This window comes from Methylobacterium phyllostachyos, assembly GCF_900103445.1.
Taxonomy (GTDB): Bacteria; Pseudomonadota; Alphaproteobacteria; order Rhizobiales; family Beijerinckiaceae; genus Methylobacterium; species Methylobacterium phyllostachyos.
Genome location: NZ_FNHS01000002.1, coordinates 298,144 through 315,540 on the forward strand (window position 1 = coordinate 298,144; position 17,397 = coordinate 315,540).

A 17,397-nucleotide genomic window follows, 5' to 3' on the forward strand; every position below is an offset into this window, starting at 1 on the left:
ACACCATGTGCCAGGGCGACGACCCGAACTGCCACGCCTACGAAGAACACCGGCGCCGGTTCCGGCGTGAGCTGGAGCCGGAACGGCGCGCCTTCCTCAAGAGTGGCTTCGTCGCCACGGGGGCTGCGGCAGCGGCCTTCGCGACCGGAGGCCCCTCGCTGGTCAGCCCAGCTTTGGCGCAGGCTTCGTGCGCCAAGTTTGCCGCGACCGGGCATTATCACGTGCCGGCCAATGCCGAGACGGTGCATTGGGGCTTCTTCAGCCGCAGTCTCAGGCCGCAAATCGAGATCGGCTCGGGTGACTTCGTCACCATCGAGACGCTCACCCATCAGGCGAGCGACGATGCCGAGCGGATGATCCAGGGCGATCCGGGGGCCGAGAGCGTCTACCTCTGGACCAAGGACAAGATGGGCGTCTCGCCCCGCGGTGCCGGTCCGATGGATGCCAAGATCGGCCCCGGCGGCGGTCTCGGCGTCCACATCTGCACCGGGCCGGTGGCGGTCCGGGGCGCCGAGCCCGGCGACGTGTTGGAGGTCCGCATCCTCGACGTGGCGCCCCGCCCCAGCGCCAACCCGAAATACAAGGGGCTCGCCTTCGGCAGCAACGCGGCGGCATGGTGGGGCTTCCACTACAAGGACCTGATCACCGGCGATAAACCCCGGGAAGTAGTGACCATCTACGAGGTCGATGCCACCGGTGCCCGCGATTGGGCGCGGGCGGTCTACAGCTTTCGCTGGCCCGGCGTCACCGACCCGTTCGGGGTCGAGCATCCGACCATCGACTATCCCGGTCTGCCGGTCGACCACACGAAGACGCAGAAGACCTTCGACGTGCTGAAGGGGATCCGCGTCCCGATCCGCCCGCATTTCGGCACGATCGGTCTGGCGCCCGCCGAGGCCGACCGCGTCAACACGATCCCGCCGAGCTATACCGGTGGCAACATCGACAACTGGCGGATCGGCAAGGGCGCGACGCTGTACTTCCCCGTCGCGGTTCCGGGGGCGTTGTTCTCGGTTGGCGATCCCCATGCCAGCCAGGGTGATTCCGAGCTGTGCGGCACCGCGATCGAGTGCTCGCTCACCGGCACCTTCCAGTTCGTCCTGCACAAGAAGGCCGATCTGCCGGGCTCGCCGCTCGAAGCCCTCGACTTCCCGATGATCGAGACGAAGGATGATTGGGTGCTATCGGGCTTCAGCTACCCGAACTACCTGCGCGACCTCGGCCCGGACGCGCAGGCTGCGATCTTCGAGAAATCGTCGATCGACCTCGCCATGCGTGACGCTTTCCGCAAGATGCGCCAGTTTCTGATGCACGCGAAGGGGCTCACCGAGGACGAGGCGATCTCGCTGATGTCGGTGGCGGTGGATTTCGGGATCACGCAGGTCGTGGACGGCAATTGGGGCGTCCACGCTGTGGTCAAGAAGGCGATCTTCCCGGATCGGTCCGCCTGAACCGGGCTTCAGCCGATCTCGACTCGCCCGTCGAGGCCGACGACCCGACCGAGACCGCGGACGCGGTTCAGCAAGCGGTCGCCGCTAAGCGGTTGCCAGTCCCGCGGCAGCCGCAGGGTGACGCGCCCGTCCTCGACGGTGAGCGGCGCACGGCCGAGAGCCCCGTCCATGCCAGCCGAGATCGGGAAGGCGATGCGCAGCAGTCCCCCGAGGAGCCGCGCCCGCTCGAACAGGCGCGGGCCCGCGACGCCGCGCAGGACCGGATTGGCCTTCTCGGGCGCGAGCCCCGTGTGCCGCAGCGACACTGCCAGGGCGAGATACGCCCGTCCCGGGTGATCGACGCCCACGAAGGCCGCGTTCTGGATCACCGCGATGCTCTGCTCGTCGCGGTAATCGGGATGGGCCCGCCAGCCGACATCCGAGAGCAGGCAGCCCGCGTGGCGCAGGCGGCGCTCGTCGGCGGTCTCGTGACCGTCGAGGGTCGCCACGAACCGGTCTGTCCAGGCAATCAGTTCCTCGCCGTGCCGGGCCGAGCGGGAGCGCAGGGTGTTGAATTCCGCCGCCGAGGCGAGCAGCGGGTCGATCAGCCGGGCGTCGCGGTCGAGCTGCTCGAACAGCAGGCCCTCCCGGACGCCGGAGGCCGAGATGGCGACCTCGCGCGGGCGGCCGACCCGGATGATCTCCTCCAGCACCACCGCGCCGTAGGCGAGGAGCGGGCGCCGCGCTTCCGAGATCGCATCGACGTCCTGAAGCAGGGCGACGTCGGTCTGCTCCACGAGTTGCAGGAAGGTCAATTCGTCGTTCGGCTCAACCGTGTAGCCGTGCATCACGTGGACCGGGTAGCCGCGGGCGGCCATGTGCAGCCGCGCCAGCGCCCGCCACGTGCCGCCGACCGCGTAGAAGGTCCGCCCGCGCAGCGTTTCGAGCTGCGGCACGGCCTTGCGCATGTGCTCGCGCGCGATCTTGGCGGCCTTCTTTACCGAGCCGCCGGAGAGGTCTTGGAGGGCAAGGCCGCCGAGCGGCATGGTCACGCCCTGGCCGACCACGGTGCCGCGGACATCGACGAGTTCGAGCGACCCGCCGCCCATATCGCCCACCACGCCGTCCGGCGCGTGGAAACCCGAGATGACGCCCATCGCCGAGAGTTCCGCCTCGCGCCGGCCCGAGAGCAGCTGGATCTCCTGGCCGCAGGCCGCCTCCGCGGCGCGCAGGAAGTCGGGGCCGTTCTCCGCGTCGCGGGCTGCCGCGGTGGCCAGCACGAAGACCCGCCCCACCCGCATCGTCTCGCACAGCACCCGGAAACGGGCGAGCGCGGTGAGAGCCCGCGCCACCGCCTCCTCATTCAGCCGGCCCGTGGTCAGGACGTTGCGGCCCAGGCCGCACAGGACCTTCTCGTTGTAGAGCGGCGTCGGCGCCCGGGTCAGGCCGTCGTAGGCGACGAGGCGGACCGAATTCGAGCCGATGTCGATGATGGCGACCGGCGATTGCGCGGCGTGCACGGGCTGCTCCGCATGGTGCGCGAGGAAGAGATTGGCGCGAGAACTGCCCAAGCGTCCAGGTCCTTGGTTGAGCGTGGCGGGCTCGATGATCGCAGCGCCCGTGCGATCCGGGGCCGTGGTCGGTCGCGCGGCGACCGAAATCGGCTCCAGATCCCGGATGTCGTTGCCCGGCTGCCGGACGGGTAGCCATGGTGGCGACGCGGAAACCACATGGCGTTGCGTCGGCGGACGGCTGCTTCCTTTGCGCAGTTCTTTGAGCGTGCGCAAGTTCCTCACGCAGAACCGCAGCGCGCCCGTCCGAAACCTGTCGAGCCTCCGGCGCATTGGTCGGAGATCTAGGCGCGCTGCGCCCGGCGGCTCAGCGCACGGGGACTCGACTTCTTCGAGGCTTTGCCGCGGCCCGAGAGACTCGGGTTCGTCATGAAATATTTGTGCGCGTTAAACGGTTCCTCTCCGTCCGCCGGCTGGATCCGCTCGCAGCCACCGGAGGCGAGCAGCCGCCAACTCTGGCGATTGTCGAGGAGGTTGGCCAGCATGATCTGGTCGAGCACCTGCTGATGCACCGTCGGGTTGGTGATCGGCAGCAGCGCCTCGACGCGCCGGTCGAGGTTCCGGCTCATCAGGTCGGCCGACGAGATGTAGACCGTGGCCTTGGGATGGGGCAGCCCGACGCCGTTGCCGAAGGCGTAGATGCGCCCGTGCTCCAGGAAGCGCCCGACGATCGACTTCACCCGGATCGTCTCCGACAGGCCCGGGATGCCGGGCCGCAGGCAGCAGATGCCGCGCACCACGCAATCGATCTGAACGCCGGCCTCCGAGGCGTCGTAGAGCGCGTCGATGATCTGGGCATCGACCAGCGAATTGCACTTGATCCAGATCGCCGCCGGGCGGCCGGCCTTCGCGTGGGCGACCTCGGCCTCGATGTGCTCGAGGAGCTTGTTCTTCGCCGTCAGCGGTGAGACCGCCATGCGCTCCAGCTCGGCTGGCTCCGCGTAGCCGGTGATGAAGTTGAAGATCCGCGACACGTCCCGGGCGATCGCCGGATCCGCCGTGAAGAACGACAGGTCCGTGTAAACGCGCGCCGTGATCGGGTGGTAGTTGCCGGTGCCGACATGGCAGTAGGTGACGAGCTTGTCGCCCTCGCGCCGGACCACCAGTGACAGCTTGGCGTGGGTCTTCAGCTCCACGAATCCGAACACCACCTGCGCGCCGGCCTTCTCCAGGTTGCGCGCCCAGCGGATATTCGCCTCCTCGTCGAAGCGGGCCTTCAGCTCCACGAGCGCGGTGACCGACTTGCCGAGCTCGGCCGCCTCCGCCAGGGCCGCCACGATCGGCGAGTTCGATGAGGTGCGGTAGAGCGTCTGCTTGATCGCCACCACGTTCGGATCGCGGGCCGCCTGGGCCAGGAACTGCACCACGGAGTCGAAGGACTCGTAGGGGTGGTGGACGATGAAGTCCTTCTGCCGGATCGCCGCGAACACGTCGCCGCCGCTCTCGCGGATACGCTCCGGGAAGCGCGGGTTGTAGGGCTTGAACTTCAGGTCCGGCCGGTCGATCCCGACCACCTGGGACAGCTCGTTGAGGGCCAGCATGCCTTCCACGAGGAAGATCGCGTCCGGGGCGATCTCCAGCTCGTCGGCCACGAAACCACGCAGATCCTCCGTCATCCCGGCCTCGACCTCGAGGCGGATCACGACACCGCGCCGGCGCTGCTTGAGCGCTGTCTCGAAGTGGAGAACGAGATCCTCCGCCTCCTCCTCGATTTCGAGATCCGAATCGCGCACGACCCGGAAGGCACCGCTGCTCTTCACGAGATAGCCGGGGAACAGGCGACCCGTGAACATCCCGATGACCTGTTCGATCGGGATCAGGTGCGCCGCCGTCTCGTTGTCGCTCACCGGCAGGCGGACGAACCGGTCGATGACGCCGGGCAGGCGAATCAGGGCGCGCAGAATCCGACCGTCCTTCGGCCGCACGAGCGTCAGCGCGATCGTTGTGCCGAGATTCGGGATGAACGGGAACGGGTGGGCCGGATCGATCGCGAGCGGCGTCAGCACCGGGAAGATGTGGGTGAGGAAGTAATCCTCCAGCCACGTCGCCTGCTCGGCGGTGAGCGCGGCGGGCTCGACAATGTCGATATCGGAGGCGTGCAGCTCCTCGCGCAGCTCGCGCCAGCGGGCCTGCTGGTCGGCGGCGAGACGAGAGACCTCCGCACCGATCCGCACCAGCTGCTCGGAGGGCGACAGGCCATCCTGGGACGGGACTGTGAGGCCGGCACGCACCTGATCGATCAGGCCGGCCACGCGGACCATGAAGAACTCGTCGAGGTTGTTTGCCGAGATCGAGAGGAAGCGCAGGCGTTCCAGTAGCGGGTGGTTGGGGTTCGACGCCTCTTCCAGCACGCGCCGGTTGAACTGCAGCCAGGACAATTCGCGATTTACGAACCGCTCCGGCGTGTGCCGCAGGCCGCGCCCGGCTTCAAGCACGGTCTCCCGCGCCGCATCCGCCCGGGGCTCCTCGGGCTCGGCGAGGGCCGGCCATTCATCGGTCGTGTCCGGGATGGCGGCTGCAGTGGCCGCCGGCGCGCTGACCGTCGGCGGCGCTTCCGCGGGGCCGGTCGCCGCGGCAGTCTGGGTGGCGGCTGCGGTCCGGGCGCGGCTTCCACTTGGCCTGGGCTGCGCAACCGGCGCGCTGGCTGTCGGTGGTGCCTCCGCGGGGCCGTTCGCCGCCGGCGGCGCGGCGGTCCGGGCGCGGGTTACGGCCGGCCTGGGCTGTGCAACCGGTGCGGCGGCCGCATCCGACGTGGCGCCCGGCGCCGTGGCGGCTGGCGAGCGCCGGGCGGCCGGAGCGCGCCGGGAGATGGGATTGGCCGCCGAAGGCCGACGGGGCTCCGCGGCCTCATCGGCGGCTTCGCGTTCCACGGGCTTCTGCGTCGAATCCATTCGGGGGTCCTGCTCCTCGTCGCTGCGTGGCGTGTTCTACAATGTACACTGCGAGGCATCACAACAGTTTCATGACGCTGCGCGATTCAGCTATCAGCCGCTCGGCTCGCCCTCGTCGTCGAAGCCCATGCGGCGCAGGACCGCGAGGGCGAGCGGCCGGCTGATCCGCCTCTGCCGACCCAACGCGTCGCGGTCGAGTTCGGCCACGACGTCCCGGGCACGCCCCAGGGAGCGGTCGATCCTAAGGGCCAGCGAATCGATGACGCTCAGATCGACCACCAATTGGCGATCGACGAACAGTTTCACCAGCACGGCCCGCAGCAAGGCATCGTCCGGCGCCTCGATGGCGATCCCGGGGGCGAGGCGCAGGCGCGAGCGCAGGTCAGGCGTCGCCAGGCCGAGGGCGTCGATGCCTGTGCCGCTTGTCAGAAGCAGCGGGCAGCCGAGTTCGCGCGCTCGGTTGAGAAGGTGGAACAGGGCCGCCTCGTCCCGGCTCTGCGCGCGGTCGATATCCTCGATCACGAGCGCGCCGTTCGAGACGAGGTGCTGAACCGCGTCGGCGTTGATGTCGGCGGCCGGGACGGTCCAGGCATGGGCGCGCTCGGCCCAGATCGCCGCGAGGTGGCTCTTGCCGCTCCCGGGCGGGCCGGTGAGCACCAGCACGCTGTCGGGCCAGTCCGGCCACGCCTCGATCAGCGCGTAAGCGGCCTCGTTGGCCGGACCCACGAGGAAGTCCTCGCGGCCGTAGCGGGGATCGAGCGGCAGGTCGAAGGCCAGCTGCCGGGGGGGCGCATTCTCGGGCATGGTTACTCAGGATCACCCCGCATCGGCGTAGGTCAAGGCCCGATCCGCTGTCGGAGCGATCCGGCGCCGACTCGCGCAATGCGCGGTTAGCCGCTAGAGCGAGCCCATCAATCACCGAGGTGGCGCGGGCATGACGGCCAGGGACGGCAAGGAGCCGACGACGGGGCTGACCTACGCGGCGGCGGGTGTCGATATCGACGCCGGCAACGCGATGGTCGAGACAATCAAGCCGCTGGTGCGCTCGACTCGGCGCCCCGGGGCCGACGCCGAGATCGGCGGCTTCGGCGGCCTGTTCGATCTGAAGGCCGCGGGGTTCCGCGATCCGATCCTGGTGGCGGCCAATGACGGCGTCGGCACCAAGGTCAAGATCGCCATCGAGACCGGGCGGCACGCCACGATCGGCATCGACCTCGTGGCGATGTGCGTGAACGACATCATCGTCCAGGGCGCCGAGCCGCTGTTCTTCCTCGACTATTACGCGACCGGCAAGCTGGTGCCCGGCGTCGGCGCCGACATCGTGCGCGGCATCGCGGAGGGCTGCCAGCAGGCCGGCTGCGCGCTGATCGGCGGCGAGACCGCCGAGATGCCGGGCCTCTACGACGGATCGGATTACGATCTGGCCGGATTCTCGGTCGGCGCCGCCGAGCGGGGCAGCCTGCTGCCGCGCCCGGGAATCCGGCCGGGCGACGTGGTGCTTGGCCTCCCCTCCTCCGGCGTCCATTCGAACGGCTTCTCGCTGGTCCGCCGGATCGTGGCCAAGACCGGCCTCGGCTGGGATGCGCCCGCGCCCTTCGCGCCGGAGATGAGCCTCGGCGAGGCGCTGCTGACGCCGACCCGGATCTACGTGAAGCCCCTGCTGGCGGCGCTCGCCGCCACGGACGGCATCCGGGCGCTGGCCCACATCACCGGCGGCGGCTTCCCAGACAACCTGCCCCGGGTCCTGCCGGACGATGTCGGCATCACGATCGACCTCGATGCCGTGACCCCGCCGCCGGTGTTCGGCTGGCTCGCCCGGGAGGGCGGCGTCGCGGAGCCCGAGATGCTGCGCACCTTCAATTGCGGAATCGGCATGGTGGTGATCGCCGCCGCCGACGCGGTGGACGACGTCGACGAGGCCCTGACCCGGGCCGGCGAGACACCGGTGCGCCTCGGCCGCATCACAGAGCGGGGCTCTGAGCCTGTGACCTTCAGCGGGCGCCTCGCCCTCTGATGGCGGCCACGGGGAAGATGCGGGTCGCGATCCTGATCTCGGGGCGCGGCTCGAACATGGTGGCGCTGCTTGAGGCAGCGCGGGACCCGGCCTACCCGGCCGAGATCGTGCTCGTCCTGTCGAACCGGCCGGACGCGGCGGGCCTCGCCCGGGCCGCGGAGGCTGGCATCCCGACGCGGATCATCGACCACACGGCCTTTCCGGACCGCGCCAGCTTCGACGCCGCTCTCGACGCCGAACTCCGAGCCGCTTCCGTCGAGCTGGTATGCCTCGCGGGCTTCATGCGGATTCTGACGCCCGAATTCGTCGCCGGCTGGGCGGGGCGGATGATCAACATCCATCCCTCCCTGCTGCCCCTGTTCAAGGGCACGCATACGCACCGGCAGGCGCTTGAGGCGGGCGTGCGCCTGCACGGCTGCACCGTCCACTTCGTGGTGCCGGAACTCGATGCCGGCCCGATCGTCGCGCAGGCCGCGATCCCGGTCCGACAGGACGATGATCCCGACAGCCTCGCGGATCGCGTGATCGTGCAGGAGCGGCGCCTCTACCCGGCCGTCCTCGCCCTCGTGGCGGGCGGCCGCGCCCGCCTGGAGGGCGAGCGCGTCGTTATCACCGAGCAGGCCCCGGAGGGCGTGCTGTTCAGCCTGTAGCTGGCTCTGCGATAGCTCGGGCGGGCGACGTCTTTGCGAGCGGAGCGAAGCAATCCAGCTCCGCAACACTCACCGATGTTCCGCTGCCCTAGGTTGCTTCGCTCCGCTCGCAAAGACGCGGTGGCGGTCCCAGTAGCCGTTCAGGCCGTCCTCAGACCGGCCGCTGCAGCTTGCAGCTATCCAGCGCCGAGAGCGCCTTGGCGCGGGCGGAATCGTTGAAATAACCGGTGGCGCGGTAAGCCTCGATCTCGGACTCGTCGAGGCTGCGCAGGGTCTGGCGGGCGTAGCAGCCGCAGGGGCGCTCCAGGGACGCCTCGGTGGCGCTGGTCATGCGCGCCTGGACGATTGTGCAGGCGTGGCGCACGCGGCCTTCGAGATTCGCCTTGGTGGCGGTCTTGAGCGCCGGATCCGGCTCGTATTGCTGGAACGGGGCCGGGGATCCGCCCGCGAGGGCGGCGGTCGCGCCGAGGGCGAGGAGACCGGTCGCGATCAGCAGGGGCAGGCGGCGCATCGTCATGGGGGTCAGTGTCCGGGCTGAAGTTGGCTAAGCTCGGCCGTTGGACGCTCCCGGGCTCCCGTCCGTCAATGGCGGGCCGGACACACAGGGCGGCATTCACCGCGCTGCCAAGCGCGCGACGGAACGATGGCGGCCCGGTGTGCCCGGTCCGCCACCGCTGCGCGCATCAGCCGACGATGTCGGAATCCTGGAAGAACTGAGCGATCTCGATCTTGGCGTTGTCGGCGCTGTCCGAGCCGTGGACGGTGTTCTCGCCGACCGACTCGGCGAACTTCTTGCGGATCGTGCCCTCGGCGGCCTGGGCCGGGTTCGTGGCGCCCATGACCTCACGGTACTTGGCCACGGCGTTCTCGCCCTCCAGAACCTGGACCACCACCGGGCCGGAGGTCATGAAGCTGACGAGCTCGCCGAAGAACGGGCGCTCCTTGTGCACCTCGTAGAACTTTTCCGCCTGCGCCTGGCTCATGCGGATGCGGCGCTGGCCGACGATGCGCAGGCCGGCCTCCTCGATCACCGCGTTGACGGCGCCCGTGAGGTTCCGGCGCGTGGCGTCGGGCTTGAGGATCGAGAAGGTGCGCTCGGTGGCCATGATGCGTCCGGTCCGTCTGTGGAAAAGGCGTGCGGCGCGCCAAGATGCCGGGCGCGCCTTGTGAGCGAGAATTTCGCTTCAGCGCCGGGCTTATAGCTTCCGGCCTACGGGGTCTCAAGCCGCGGAGGGAGATCCGTTGCGGCAAGCGCGGCCGTGGCCCTGCCGCAACACCGCCGAAAAATCGCCCGATTGCGGCGGCTCAGTCCGATCCATCGACGTCGTCCACCCCCGGGCATCTACGATGCCCCTATCCCGGAGACGAACAATGCGCCTCGCTTTCAGCGCCGCTCTGCTTCTCGCCGGCGTCTCGGCTGCCGCCGCCGACACGGCTAAGGATCCGTCCGGCACCTGGCTCACCGGAGATGGCCGCGCCAAGATCCGGATCGACCGATGCGGCCCCGGCCAGAAGCTGGTCTGCGGTAAGGTCGTGTGGCTCAAGGTGCCGACCACCGAGTCCGGCACGCCGCGCACGGATCTCAAGAACCCCGATCCGAAGAAGCGTGCCCGTCCGGTCATGGGCCTTCAGCTGATCGACGGGTTGAAGCCCGACGAGGAGAAGTATACGGGCGAGATCTACAATATCGAGGAGGGCAAGATCTATACGGTCAGCCTCGAGCGCGAGAGCGAGGCGGAACTGAGCGTTTCCGGCTGCATGCTTCGGGTGCTGTGCGGTTCTCAGACCTGGACGCGGGTTCCGGACGTGAATCAGCAGGCTGCCAACAAGAACTAGGAAACGGTCAGATCGCCGCGAGGCCGCGCTGAACAGCCGGCCTTGCTAGAACCGTCTCCAGCCAGCGCGCGACATTCGGCAGGGTGTTGATCTCGACGCCCTGCTTGAAGTTGAGTTTGGCCCAGGTGACCGTCGCGATATCAGCGATGGAGTACGTGTCGGCGAGATAGGCGCGGCCTTCGAGGCGGCGTTCCAATACCCCGTACAGGCGCTTCGCCTCGGTCGTGAATCGCTCGATCGCGTATGGGACCTTCTCGGGGGCGTAGATCTTGAAGTGGTGGGTCTGCCCGAGCATCGGCCCGAAACCCGCCACTTGCCAGAACAGCCATTGATCCACGAGGACGCGGGCCCGTTCGTCCTCCGGATAGAACTGCCCGGTCTTCCGCCCGAGATATTGCAGAATCGCGCCTGACTCGAACACGGAGATCGGTTGCCCGTCTGGCCCGTCGGGATCGACGATGGCGGGGATCTTGTTGTTGGGTGAGATGGCCAGGAAGTCGGGGGCGAACTGCTCGTTCTTGGCGATGTCCACCGGAACGATCCTGTAGGGAAGTCCGCACTCCTCCAGCATGATCGGAATCTTCCAGCCGTTCGGCGTGCTCCAGGTATGGACGTCGATCGGACGCCCCGACACCGCTGCCATGCTCTGCCTGCTCCTCGACCGAACTCTCAGCGGCGCAGTGCCCCTCCGCCGAGTTCGGACAACCCCCGCAGTGAAGACGATTTCCTGGCCGCGCTCAAGGGCGACGCCGAGGCGCGGCCCGTGAATCCGGGGATTGGCCCCGGCGCCTGTTGGCAGATCGCACGACGCCCTTGCCGCTCGCACCGGCTGCCTGCGAAACTCCAGCCGAGGCGCAGCTGTGCCTCGGGGGGATTTGAGCGATGATCGACCGGTTTGTCAGGATCGCGGCTCTGGCCGTGCCGCTATTCGCCGTGCAGCTGTCCGCCGTGCAGCTTGGCCTCGCCAAGGACTTGCCCGCCAAGGACTTGCTCGCCAAGGCACCCACCGCGCCCGAAGCGCCGGCCGCGGCGCCGAGCACCCCGACCGCGAAGGAACTGAGCCCAGGCCAGACTGCCGCACGCAGCCGCCAGAAGACCTGCGGCGCCGAGTGGCGTGCGCTCACCGACGCGCAGAAGACCGCTCAGGGGCCGAAATGGCCCCAGTACTGGAGCAAGTGCAACAAGCGCCTGAAGGGCGGCGACAAGGCCTAGGACGCCGCGAACTACGACGCGTCTCGTTTGTTCCTATCGCCGGGATCGCGGATTACCAGGGGCACGGGGGATGGAGCGAGGGCGAGCCTCCAGGACTGCGAGGGCCGCACGCCGCCGGGTTCGGCATGGCTGACGGCGCGGTCACCGCCAACCCGGACCCGGCTCGGGCTTCAATCACCGACCGGCTGATCGGGTTTCTCGACGCCTGGGTGCCCAAGCCGGCGGCCTGGGCGTTCGCCCTGCGCATCTGGACCGCAATGATGCTGGCGCTGGGCGCGGCCTTCTGGTTGCAGCTCGACAGCGCCTCCTCGGCCGCCACCTGCGTGGCGATCCTCGCCCAGCCGAAGCGCGGGCAGGCCCTCTCGAAGGCGGTCTACCGCCTGCTCGGCACATTGATCGGCGCTGCGGTGTCGATCTTGGTCGTGGCCTTGTTCGGGCAGGACCGTGTCCTGCTGTTCGTCTCCTTCTCTGTCTGGCTCGGCTTGTGCGTCTTCGTTGCGCAATACTTGCAGGACACCCGCGCCTACGGTGCCATGCTCTCGGGCTACACCGTCGCCATCATCGCGCTGGGCCAGATCGACGATCCGCAGGGCGCCTTCGACGCGGCCGTGTCGCGCGTCGCCGTCATCGTCCTCGGGATCGTGGCGATCACCTTCATCAACGACGCCCTCGCCTCTCCCGACACGTGGCGGGCGCTGCTTCCGCAACTCCGTAAGGCTTGGGACGGGACGCGCCTCTATGCCCGCGAGACCCTGGCGGAGGGCGATCTCGGCGCGACCCGCACCGCCGCGCTGATCCGGACCATCGCACCGATGCGGGCCGATGCCAGCGCCATCGCGGGGGAGCTCGATGACGGCCCGTTCCGCGCGGCGGGCGCACGCAGCTGCATCGCCGCCCTCTACGTCATGGCGGCATCGATCCGGACTGTGGGGGCCGCCGCCGCCCATCTCCGGAATCCAAGCCCCGCGGTCGCCGAGGCGATGGCGATCTGTCGCCGGGTATCCGACGCGCCCGACCCGGACGCGCTCGAGCGCGATGACGAGCGTCTGCGCGACCTCGTGGACGCGGCGATCCGGGACGGTCACCGGCCCCTGGACGAGGTGGTGGTGCTTCAGCGCGCCCTCGATTTCGTCTGCGCGGCGACCTTCGCGCAGGACGGAATCAACGCGGTCGCCGATGGCCATGCGCCGTTGCGCGACGCCACTCTGCCGACCCACCGGGATTTCCCCGTGGCCCTGCGCGGCGCCCTTCGGGTGGCCCTGGGCTTCGCCGCGACGGCCGCGATCTTCGTGGCGCTGGGCCTACCCCAGGCGTCGTTCGCCCTGGTTCAGGTGGCGGCGACCGCGGCATTGTCCTCGACGACGCCCGATCCCAAAAAATTCGCCACCGGCGTCGTCATCGGGATGAGCTTGGCCGCAAGCTTCGCCTGTATCGCCCGATACGGGTTCCTGATCGGGGTTCAGGGTTTCCCGATCCTCGCCCTGGTGATGGCGCCGGTGATCTTCTTCGGCTGCTTCCTGTCGCTGAACCCAAAAACCTTCGGCATCGGCTTCATCCTGATCGTGTTTTTCCCGGTGTTGCTCGGCCCAGCGAATCCGCAGACCTACGATGCCCAAACTTTCCTCCTGAACGCATTCCTCGTCGTGGTCTCCGCCATCATCCTGTCGATCGTCGTCCGCGTCCTGATCCCGGTGACGCCCGCGCAGCAGCGTGTCTTTGCCCTCGATTCCGCGCGCCGGGCCCTGGCGGACGCGCTCGTCGGCGAGGGCGGTGACGCGACCACGCGCACCAGCCTGAACGCCGACCGGCTGTTTCAATTCGCCAGCTACAGCTCCGGAAGCGGCGCGGTGCGACGGGCCAGCCTCGCGCACGCCTTCGCGCTCGCGCGGCTGGAGGCGGCTGCAGCCCGGGCCCATGCCGAACTGCGCCGCCTCTGGTCCGTGACGACCCTGCGCGATGCGATTGGACGGGCCCGGAGCGGGCTGGCAGCGGCCGACGATCGCGTCCTCGAAACGGCTGCCCGGGACCTTGTCCGCGCGGCATCCGGGCGGGATCGCACCGTGCGCCTGATCACGGCGCGGGCCGCCAGCGATCTCGTCACGGCGTCGCGAACCCTCGCCCGACACCGAAAATTCTTCCATCGTCTCGTCGTCGCTTCAAGTTAGCCGTACCCCACGTTAGGTCTTCACAAGGCGATTATGTACGAAGACATTCATATCGGGGGAGTTCTGATCTCTTCGTTCGTCGCGTACGCGTTGGCCGCGTTCGTCATTCTCCTGCTGCTGCGCCGGGTGTTCGCCCGCATCCGCTTCAGCCGCTACGTCGCCAATGCCCCGCTAGCCGAGGCCGGGATCTACGTCTGTGTTCTTGCCCTCCTCATCGCGTTGATCTGAATGCCCGAAACGACCGCCGACGAGGACGATCCCAAGACCGCCCAGCGCGCCGGGACGACCGATCACGCCGATCCCCTGCCGCTCGTCCCGCGCCGCGGCCGGGGCGCCAAGATCGTCCGCTTGGCCGCCACCGGCGTGATTTTGCTCCTCGCCTTCGGGGCGGCGGCCTATGTCTGGGAATTCTACGTCGCAGCGCCCTGGACGCGGGATGGGACGGTTCGGGTGCAGGTTGCCAACATCGCGCCGCAGGTCGCCGGCCAGATCGTTGAGGTGCGGGTCCACGACAACCAAAACGTCCGCAAGGGCGACGTGCTCTACGTCATCGACCCGGTCGATTTCGAGGTCTCGGTCACGTCGGCGGATGCCGAAGTGAAGAACCGGGAAGCCGACCTGCAGGTGAAGAACGCTCAATCGGCTCGGCGGCAGGCGCTCACCACGGTCTCGACCTCGGTCGAGGAGAAGCAGCAATATGCCGGTCAGGCCAAGATCGCCCAGGCTGCCCTCGAGAGTGCGCAGGCGCAGCTGCGCCAAGCCAAGATCAACCTCGAACGCACGCAGGTGAAATCCACCGTCAACGGCCGCGTCACCAACCTGCTGATGCGGGTCGGCGACTACGCCCGGACAGGAACCTCGAACATCAGCGTGGTCGATACCGATTCGTACTGGATCGACGGCTACTTCGAGGAAACCAAGATGCCCAACATCCATGTCGGCGATCGAGCCGACGTCAAGCTGATGGGATTCGATCCGCGCCTCACCGGGACAGTGGCCAGCATTACCCTCGGTATCGCGACGGCGAACGCCGCGGCCAGCACGCAGGGCCTGCCGGACGTCAACCCGGTCTACACCTGGGTGCGTCTGGCGCAGCGCGTTCCCGTCCGGATCCACATCGATCATGTTCCGCCGGAGATCCCGCTGATCGCCGGCATGACGGCAACCGTGGTGGTCAACGGCGGCCGTGCCCCCGCCCCATCGTGGTTCATGGACCTGCGCGCGCGCGTCTCGGCCCTGACGCACGCGACCACCGCGCCCACCATCGAGGCGGACCGGCGCTGATCGCACCCCCGACGTGACTTTGGACCGGTTCGCCGTGTTGGCCCTCGCCGAGACGGCTCACAGCGTCGACCAGTGCGGCGACACGGACGCGTCGTCCGATCAGGGCATCCGCTTACTGATCAAGGACGATAGGGAGGGCGACAATCCGTTGGGGCGCCAGTGAAGTTTCCGCGGTGCCGCAGGATCGATCCAAGTGTTTGACCGATCTCACTTTGCATCGCGCCGCGACGCCGGCGGCCCCGAAAAAGCTTTTTGCCGGAAAATTGCCAGTTGACGGCTCGTGGCGACGGGCGCAGTCTCCTCCTGTGCTTCGCGAATGCAGGCACGGATCGGCCGGAAACCTTGAAAGGATCAGGTTTCGCAACGGTTGCGATTGGTCGAAGCTGGAGGAGACAGGGATGACTCCACCGCAGCGAAACGCCGCCTAGACGGTTCCGGGATCGGTTCGGCCCGTAGCTCAGCGGCATTAGACGGACAGCCGGACGGAAGCGGCTCCAGGGGCGCAGAAGCGGCCGACACGGCACGCCTTCGAATGCGCGAAAGGCCCCGACTTGAGCCGTTCCGCCGCGGTTTCTTTTCGAAAGATCTGAAGGCTCGCACCTGCCCGGCGGCGCCGCGGCGGGATTTTGTCGTCACGCGATGACAGTCTCGCGCCGAAGCGCTCCGTTCCGTCCTCGCGCGCAGCCAAGCGACCCAGGGCGGCACGACACCGGCAGGTGTGGCGCGTCACGGCATTGCATCGCTGCGCCCGCGAGGACGGCGATGCCGATCCTCAGGGGCGAATGCGCCGTTACTCGATCCCGAGCTTCGCCTTCAGCAGTGCGTTCACCGCGGCCGGGTTCGCCTTGCCGCCCGTCGCCTTCATGGTCTGGCCGACGAACCAGCCAAGCAGGGTCGGCTTCTCCTTGGCCTGAGCGACCTTGTCGGGATTGGCGGCGATGATCTCGTCCACCGCCTTCTCGATGGCGCCGGTATCCGTCACCTGCTTCATGCCGCGGCTCTCGACCAGGGCGCGCGGATCGCCGCCCTCGGTCCAGACGATCTCGAACAGGTCCTTGGCGATCTTGCCCGAGATCACGCCCTCGCCGATCAGGTCGATGATCGCCCCGAGCTGGGTCGCCGAGACCGGGCTCGCCTCGATCGACAGGCCTTCCTTGTTGAGGCGGCCGAACAGCTCGTTGATCACCCAGTTGGCTGCGGCCTTGCCGTCCCGGCCCTTGGCGACCGCCTCGTAATAGTCGGCGGAGGCCCGCTCGGCGATCAGCACGCCGGCATCGTAGGGCGACAGGCCGTAATCGGTCACGAACCGGGCCTTCTTGGCGTCCGGCAGCTCCGGCAACCCTTCGGCCAGCGAGTCGACGAAGGCCTGATCGAATTCGAGCGGCAGCAGGTCCGGATCGGGGAAGTAGCGGTAATCGTGCGCCTCCTCCTTGGAGCGCATCGAGCGCGTCTCGCCCTTGGTCGGGTCGAACAGGCGGGTCTCCTGATCAATCGTCCCGCCATCCTCCAGGATCGCGATCTGGCGCCGCGCCTCGGTCTCGATCGCCTGCCCGATGAAGCGGATCGAATTGACGTTCTTGATCTCGCAGCGGGTGCCGAGCGGCTCGCCGGGGCGGCGCACCGAGACGTTCACGTCGGCGCGCAAGCTACCCTTCTCCATGTCACCGTCGCAGGTGCCGAGGTAGCGCAGGATCGTGCGGAGCTTCGTGACGTAGGCCTTCGCCTCCTCGGACGAGCGCAGGTCCGGCCGGGAGACGATCTCCATCAGCGCCACGCCCGAGCGGTTGAGGTCGACGAAGCTGCGGGTCGGGTCCTGGTCGTGCAGGGACTTGCCGGCATCCTGCTCCAGGTGCAGGCGCTCGATGCCGACGGTGATCGACGTTCCGTCGGCCATGTCGACCAGCACCTCGCCCTCGCCGACGATCGGGTCTTTGTACTGCGAGATCTGGTAGCCCTGCGGCAGATCCGGGTAGAAGTAGTTTTTCCGGTCGAACACCGAGCGCAGGTTGATCTGTGCCTTCAGGCCGAGGCCGGTGCGCACGGCTTGAGCGACGCATTCGGCATTGATCACCGGCAGCATGCCCGGCATCGCGGCATCGACCAGCGAGACGTGATCGTTCGGCTCGGCCCCGAACTCGGTGGAGGCGCCGGAGAACAGCTTGGCCCGGCTCGACACCTGGGCATGGATCTCCATGCCGACGATCACCTCCCAATCGTGGAGGCCGCCCTTGATCAGCTTCTTGGGGTCGACGGGTGCGTTCATGGTCGGTCCGGAGGCGGCTGGCATTCGAGGCCCCGCCGTCTTCGCGAGCGCAGCGAAGCGACCCAGGGAAGCGCGCGGCCT

At 68.4% G+C, this 17,397-nt stretch carries 15 protein-coding genes; 8 read left to right on the top strand and 7 right to left on the bottom strand.

Annotated features, from left to right (window positions below; translation table 11 throughout):
• Window positions 1-5 precede the first annotated feature (5 nt).
• Window positions 6-1,451, top strand: coding sequence for an acetamidase/formamidase family protein (locus BLQ49_RS04150; RefSeq protein ID WP_091713544.1), 1,446 nt, complete (start codon window positions 6-8; stop codon window positions 1,449-1,451).
• An 8-nt stretch (window positions 1,452-1,459) separates the two neighbouring features.
• Here the strand turns inward: BLQ49_RS04150 and ppx are convergent, their stop codons facing one another.
• The 3 genes from ppx to BLQ49_RS04165 form a co-directional block, all read right to left on the bottom strand.
• Window positions 1,460-3,001 carry an exopolyphosphatase gene (gene ppx, locus BLQ49_RS04155; protein WP_091713902.1) on the bottom strand — a complete coding sequence of 514 codons (1,542 nt, stop codon included), beginning with the start codon at window positions 2,999-3,001 and terminating at the stop codon, window positions 1,460-1,462.
• Window positions 3,002-3,285: 284 nt separating this feature from the next.
• Complete coding sequence (locus BLQ49_RS04160; RefSeq protein ID WP_091713549.1) at window positions 3,286-5,892, bottom strand: RNA degradosome polyphosphate kinase; 2,607 nt, start codon at window positions 5,890-5,892, stop codon at window positions 3,286-3,288.
• 93 nt (window positions 5,893-5,985) lie between these two features.
• On the bottom strand, window positions 5,986-6,696 hold the full coding sequence (locus tag BLQ49_RS04165; protein ID WP_091713551.1) for a P-loop NTPase family protein: 711 nt from the start codon (window positions 6,694-6,696) through the stop codon (window positions 5,986-5,988).
• A 130-nt stretch (window positions 6,697-6,826) separates the two neighbouring features.
• Here BLQ49_RS04165 and purM point away from each other — a divergent pair, with 130 nt between their 5' ends.
• Window positions 6,827-7,906, top strand: coding sequence for a phosphoribosylformylglycinamidine cyclo-ligase (gene purM / locus BLQ49_RS04170; RefSeq protein WP_091713553.1), 1,080 nt, complete (start codon window positions 6,827-6,829; stop codon window positions 7,904-7,906).
• Window positions 7,906-8,556, top strand: coding sequence for a phosphoribosylglycinamide formyltransferase (gene purN, locus BLQ49_RS04175; RefSeq protein ID WP_091713555.1), 651 nt, complete (start codon window positions 7,906-7,908; stop codon window positions 8,554-8,556). Before purM ends, purN begins: the two co-directional genes overlap by 1 nt.
• A gap of 151 nt (window positions 8,557-8,707) precedes the next feature.
• Here purN and BLQ49_RS04180 read toward each other — a convergent pair whose 3' ends face one another.
• Window positions 8,708-9,073 (bottom strand): hypothetical protein, encoded by a 366-nt coding sequence (locus BLQ49_RS04180; RefSeq protein WP_091713557.1) that lies wholly within the window; start codon window positions 9,071-9,073, stop codon window positions 8,708-8,710.
• Between the two features lie 166 nt (window positions 9,074-9,239).
• The gene (ndk, locus tag BLQ49_RS04185; RefSeq protein WP_091713559.1) at window positions 9,240-9,662 is read right to left on the bottom strand and encodes a nucleoside-diphosphate kinase; all 423 of its coding nucleotides are present in this window, start codon (window positions 9,660-9,662) and stop codon (window positions 9,240-9,242) included.
• A gap of 265 nt (window positions 9,663-9,927) precedes the next feature.
• Here ndk and BLQ49_RS04190 point away from each other — a divergent pair, with 265 nt between their 5' ends.
• Entirely contained in the window at window positions 9,928-10,392 is a 465-nt protein-coding gene (locus tag BLQ49_RS04190; protein WP_091713561.1) for a DUF2147 domain-containing protein, read from the top strand.
• A gap of 7 nt (window positions 10,393-10,399) precedes the next feature.
• Here BLQ49_RS04190 and BLQ49_RS04195 read toward each other — a convergent pair whose 3' ends face one another.
• Window positions 10,400-11,035 carry a glutathione S-transferase N-terminal domain-containing protein gene (locus BLQ49_RS04195; RefSeq protein WP_091713563.1) on the bottom strand — a complete coding sequence of 212 codons (636 nt, stop codon included), beginning with the start codon at window positions 11,033-11,035 and terminating at the stop codon, window positions 10,400-10,402.
• A gap of 239 nt (window positions 11,036-11,274) precedes the next feature.
• On the opposite strand from BLQ49_RS04195, the gene BLQ49_RS04200 reads away from it, so the two are divergent.
• The 4 genes from BLQ49_RS04200 (at window position 11,275) to BLQ49_RS04215 (ending at window position 15,053) form a co-directional block, all read left to right on the top strand.
• Window positions 11,275-11,604, top strand: coding sequence for a hypothetical protein (locus BLQ49_RS04200; protein WP_208859005.1), 330 nt, complete (start codon window positions 11,275-11,277; stop codon window positions 11,602-11,604).
• A 125-nt stretch (window positions 11,605-11,729) separates the two neighbouring features.
• Window positions 11,730-13,769 carry an FUSC family protein gene (locus BLQ49_RS04205; protein ID WP_091713565.1) on the top strand — a complete coding sequence of 680 codons (2,040 nt, stop codon included), beginning with the start codon at window positions 11,730-11,732 and terminating at the stop codon, window positions 13,767-13,769.
• 33 nt (window positions 13,770-13,802) lie between these two features.
• Window positions 13,803-13,997: a DUF1656 domain-containing protein gene (locus BLQ49_RS04210; protein WP_091713567.1), complete on the top strand. Its 195-nt coding sequence runs from the start codon at window positions 13,803-13,805 to the stop codon at window positions 13,995-13,997.
• Window positions 13,998-15,053: an efflux RND transporter periplasmic adaptor subunit gene (locus BLQ49_RS04215; RefSeq protein WP_091713569.1), complete on the top strand. Its 1,056-nt coding sequence runs from the start codon at window positions 13,998-14,000 to the stop codon at window positions 15,051-15,053. It begins immediately after the preceding gene.
• Between the two features lie 790 nt (window positions 15,054-15,843).
• Here BLQ49_RS04215 and gatB read toward each other — a convergent pair.
• Window positions 15,844-17,316 (bottom strand): Asp-tRNA(Asn)/Glu-tRNA(Gln) amidotransferase subunit GatB, encoded by a 1,473-nt coding sequence (gene gatB / locus BLQ49_RS04220; protein ID WP_091713571.1) that lies wholly within the window; start codon window positions 17,314-17,316, stop codon window positions 15,844-15,846.
• Between the last annotated feature and the right edge of the window lie 81 nt (window positions 17,317-17,397).

What these genes read in the sequence shown, in the direction of transcription:
- BLQ49_RS04150 (WP_091713544.1), top strand. Translation starts at nt 6, where the DNA reads ATGTGCCAGGGCGACGACCCGAACTGCCACGCCTACGAAGAACACCGG.
- BLQ49_RS04160 (WP_091713549.1), bottom strand. Translation starts at nt 5,892, where the DNA reads ATGGATTCGACGCAGAAGCCCGTGGAACGCGAAGCCGCCGATGAGGCC.
- BLQ49_RS04165 (WP_091713551.1), bottom strand. Translation starts at nt 6,696, where the DNA reads ATGCCCGAGAATGCGCCCCCCCGGCAGCTGGCCTTCGACCTGCCGCTC.
- purM (WP_091713553.1), top strand. Translation starts at nt 6,827, where the DNA reads ATGACGGCCAGGGACGGCAAGGAGCCGACGACGGGGCTGACCTACGCG.
- purN (WP_091713555.1), top strand. Translation starts at nt 7,906, where the DNA reads ATGGCGGCCACGGGGAAGATGCGGGTCGCGATCCTGATCTCGGGGCGC.
- BLQ49_RS04180 (WP_091713557.1), bottom strand. Translation starts at nt 9,073, where the DNA reads ATGACGATGCGCCGCCTGCCCCTGCTGATCGCGACCGGTCTCCTCGCC.
- ndk (WP_091713559.1), bottom strand. Translation starts at nt 9,662, where the DNA reads ATGGCCACCGAGCGCACCTTCTCGATCCTCAAGCCCGACGCCACGCGC.
- BLQ49_RS04190 (WP_091713561.1), top strand. Translation starts at nt 9,928, where the DNA reads ATGCGCCTCGCTTTCAGCGCCGCTCTGCTTCTCGCCGGCGTCTCGGCT.
- BLQ49_RS04195 (WP_091713563.1), bottom strand. Translation starts at nt 11,035, where the DNA reads ATGGCAGCGGTGTCGGGGCGTCCGATCGACGTCCATACCTGGAGCACG.
- BLQ49_RS04200 (WP_208859005.1), top strand. Translation starts at nt 11,275, where the DNA reads ATGATCGACCGGTTTGTCAGGATCGCGGCTCTGGCCGTGCCGCTATTC.
- BLQ49_RS04205 (WP_091713565.1), top strand. Translation starts at nt 11,730, where the DNA reads ATGGCTGACGGCGCGGTCACCGCCAACCCGGACCCGGCTCGGGCTTCA.
- BLQ49_RS04210 (WP_091713567.1), top strand. Translation starts at nt 13,803, where the DNA reads ATGTACGAAGACATTCATATCGGGGGAGTTCTGATCTCTTCGTTCGTC.
- BLQ49_RS04215 (WP_091713569.1), top strand. Translation starts at nt 13,998, where the DNA reads ATGCCCGAAACGACCGCCGACGAGGACGATCCCAAGACCGCCCAGCGC.
- gatB (WP_091713571.1), bottom strand. Translation starts at nt 17,316, where the DNA reads ATGAACGCACCCGTCGACCCCAAGAAGCTGATCAAGGGCGGCCTCCAC.